Consider the following 2094-nt stretch of genomic DNA (forward strand, 5'->3'; position numbering starts at 1 on the left):
GAAGCCGACGGATCTCCGCCCAGTCCTCCACGCTCAACACCCTCCCGATCATGGAAGGGGGGTCCAGGTTCAACCGCCACCTGGGGGTCAGTTTTCACGCGCCGCCGACAGTGCTCCCCGCGCACGCGGGGGTGATCCGATCCATCACCTACCTCCGGTTCCGGAACCGGGGTGCTCCCCGCGCACGCGGGGGTGATCCCCCCACGACGGTCAAGGTATGGGCGGCCAGCAACTGCTCCCCGCGCACGCCGGGGTGATCCAAGCCGGCCCGAGGTGAACGCACCCGCCGCAGGCTGCTCCCCGCGCACGCGGGGGTGATCCGTCGCCCGCAACCGACTCCACCTCGCAGTCGGGCTGCTCCCCGCGCACGCCGGGGTGATCCAAGCCGGCCCGAGGTGAACGCACCCGCCGCAGGCTGCTCCCCGCGCACGCGGGAGTGTCCCCTGCGGACCGGCCACCGGTTCGGCGTCTGGATCTGCTCCCCGCGCACGCGGGGGTGATCCACCGCACGAGCGGGGCGACCTGCTCATGGAGGACTGCTCCCCGCGCACGCGGGGGTGATCCCTCCATCGGGACCGGGCCGACCGGCACCACCTCCTGCTCCCCGCGTACGCGGGGGTGATCCGAATACCGCGAGTGCCACCGAATGCGCGTGGACCTGCTCCCCGCGTACGCGGGGGTGATCCTAAATTCCAGGAAGGGTTGACATGGGGTGGGTCGGGGTGGGCCGTACGGTGGCTGTGCGTTCGAGTGTGGGCCGTGTTGCCCGCTGCCTGCTCGGGTTCGGGTCGGCCCGGCGTAGGCCGGCGGTCTGGACGTAGATCTCCCGGCGTTCGACCGCCTCGCCTTGCTCGTTGAGCGAGTATCCCGTCAGCCATACCCAGCCCTCGTAGGTGGGCCGGTCATCGACCAGGGTCACCCGGAATCGTAGGGCGCGGTCGCCGTCGAACTGCACCGATGCCTCCCGGCCAATGGTCAGGACGTCACCTGGGCGGGGGATCACCGTTCGTCTCCGCACTCCCGGGTTCGGGCGTCCGGGGGTGGAGTGCGTGGGATACCCATCCGCTCCAATGCCCGCAGGGTCCGTTGGGTGGGCTCGGGTGGTGCGGGTGGTGGCGGGTCCTGTCGTCGTGGCCGCATCGTCGCGCTCCCCTCGATAGGGGACGCGGTCGGTGCCACGGGGGAAGCAACCGGCCGCGCCCACCACCGAGGATCAACCGAGCGCGGCCAGCACCGGCAGGCGCCGCGCGTCCTCTACCTGGTGGCGGACAACTCCAGGTCGCGGACAGCGGCCGTCACACGAGCCGACAGACGGGTGGACTGCGTCGCCTCGGCGATAGTCCGAGCCTGGTCAAGCGCCTGCCGGGCACCGGCTCGGTCGCCGGCTAGCCCGTGTGCGATGCCCAGATCGATCAGGTGGGCGCCGTGCCAGTCGGCGCCTCCCGGTTCACCGCGAATGCCAGCGGTCAGCAGTTCGACCGCACGCTCGGCGTACCTGCGGTCGCGGACGCCCAGGCGGCGGTACACGATGCCCTGCTGGATCAGAAAGAACTGCGGCGAGTACCAGTAGCCCCACGGTGGCAGGTACCCGCGCTCGGCCTGCTCGTCGGCCAGGTCGGCGGCCTCGGCCAGCCGCGACAGCACTTCGGGGGCCGCTGCGCCGGTCATCGCGAGACCGCGCGCTTCCTGGCCCGCGGTGTACGCGCGCAGCCCGGCGTACACCGCGGGGTCACGGCGGGCGGCCCGGGATAGCCCCAGCATGTCCCCTAGTCTGCCCTCGTGCTCGGCGAGGTATCCGCCGAAGCTGAGGATCGTCGCTATCAGGTCCGTGTCGGCGGACTCGGTGGCCCACTGCAACCCGCGGTCGAGCCAGCGTCGGGCGGCCCGCCAGTCCCCGGTGGCGATGCCCAACCAGCCACCGAACTGCGCCCACTGGGCGGCCAAGCTGACCAGTTGTGGCCGTACCGGGTCGGTGGCGTGGCGGGTTGCGTCCAGGGAAGTGGTGTACGACTTGCCCGTGATGGGCGTGTTGCGTAGATGAGAGACGGCCACCGCGCGATCCTTCGAGACGGCTAAGTCCGAGTGAAGGAGAGT

General features: G+C 71.2%; 1 protein-coding gene and 1 CRISPR repeat array. The gene reads right to left on the reverse strand.

Annotated elements, in window-relative coordinates; translation table 11 throughout:
- The first annotated feature begins 110 nt into the window (after positions 1 to 110).
- Positions 111 to 686: a CRISPR direct-repeat array (repeat unit 28 nt; unit sequence CTGCTCCCCGCGCACGCGGGGGTGATCC).
- A gap of 568 nt (positions 687 to 1254) precedes the next feature.
- Positions 1255 to 2052: a hypothetical protein gene (locus ACXN5W_RS30250; RefSeq protein ID WP_473161799.1), complete on the reverse strand. Its 798-nt coding sequence runs from the start codon at positions 2050 to 2052 to the stop codon at positions 1255 to 1257.
- Between the last annotated feature and the right edge of the window lie 42 nt (positions 2053 to 2094).

This window comes from Plantactinospora sp. A48 (assembly GCF_055793945.1).